This is a genomic window from Amycolatopsis sp. NPDC003676 (assembly GCF_053587275.1).
The window spans coordinates 1-1,084 of the sequence record NZ_JBSFNS010000409.1 but is presented as its reverse complement, the minus strand read 5'-3'; the positions used below and the strand labels follow the sequence as shown (position 1 = coordinate 1,084).

The 1,084-nt window shown below is 67.4% G+C and carries 2 protein-coding genes; both read left to right on the top strand.

The window, feature by feature from the left end:
• The first annotated feature begins 282 nt into the window (after positions 1–282).
• Positions 283–609, top strand: a complete 327-nt coding sequence (locus ACWDNU_RS46810; RefSeq protein ID WP_355273922.1) for a DUF4229 domain-containing protein — start codon at positions 283–285, stop codon at positions 607–609.
• Positions 606–1,084, top strand: a 479-nt coding sequence (locus ACWDNU_RS46805) for a pyridoxal-phosphate dependent enzyme (protein WP_449673580.1), incomplete at its 3' end; no start/stop codon positions are given. The genes ACWDNU_RS46810 and ACWDNU_RS46805, both read left to right, overlap by 4 nt.

The following is a 1,084-nucleotide window of genomic DNA, read 5'->3' as shown; positions in this document are numbered from 1 at the left end:
GTCCGCAAACGCCGCGGCGGCGCGTCGACCTGGCCGTGACGTGCTTGCCGGAAGCGTAACCGCTGGGTGGCCTGGTGTCAGCAGAGTGTCCTGGCCGCCGACGGTGATCGCAGTCATAGCTAACCTCTCCGTTCTCGACAGTTCCCTCATCAGATGGCGCCATCGTCGCACTGCGACCCCCACGTAGTCGAACCACCTACTGTTGGTAAAGGGGAAGTAATAGACAAAAGCCGCGAACGGGGCTGCATCGGGCCAGGCCGCGGCGGGGTTAGGCTGTTGGGCGTGAGTGAAGCAACTGGTCAGCAAGGTTCTGGCGCGGGGAAGCGGCTGGTCCGCAATCTGGCCCTCTACACGCTGGCCCGGCTCGGGCTGGTCGTGCTGATCGCGGCGGTGATCGTCGGGGTCGCCAAGCTCATCGGCGTCGAGGTGCCGATCATCGTGGCCGCGCTGTTCGCGCTGATCGTCGCGATGCCGCTCTCGCTCACCCTGTTCAAGAAGCTGCGCACGAAGGTCAACGAGGACATCGCCGTCGTCGACGCGCGCCGCCGCCAGGACAAGGCGCAGCTGCGGGCCCGGTTGCGAGGTGACGACGACGGGCCGACCGCGTGAAATACCTCGACCGCAGCGCCCCGCGTGACTGGGTCGACAACGCCGTCCGGCTGATCGACGCCGACTCCCAGCGCTCCGCCGACACCCACCTGCTGCGGTACCCGCTGCCCGCCGGCTGGCCGGTGCAGCTGTACCTCAAGGACGAGTCCACCCACATCACCGGCAGCCTCAAGCACCGGCTGGCGCGCTCGCTGTTCCTGTACGCGATCTGCAACGGCTGGGTCACCGAGGGCACCACGGTGGTGGAGGCCTCGTCGGGGTCGACGGCGGTGAGCGAGGCGTATTTCGCGAAGCTGCTCGGTCTGGATTTCATCGCGGTGATGCCGGCGAGCACGTCGCCGCAGAAGATCGCGCTGATCGAAGCGCAGGGTGGCCGATGTCATTTCGTCGAGCGGGCACCCGACATGTATCCCGAGGCCACCCGGGCTGAACGTGGCCGAGCCGGACGACGTCGCACGCGAAGGGCTGGCACACC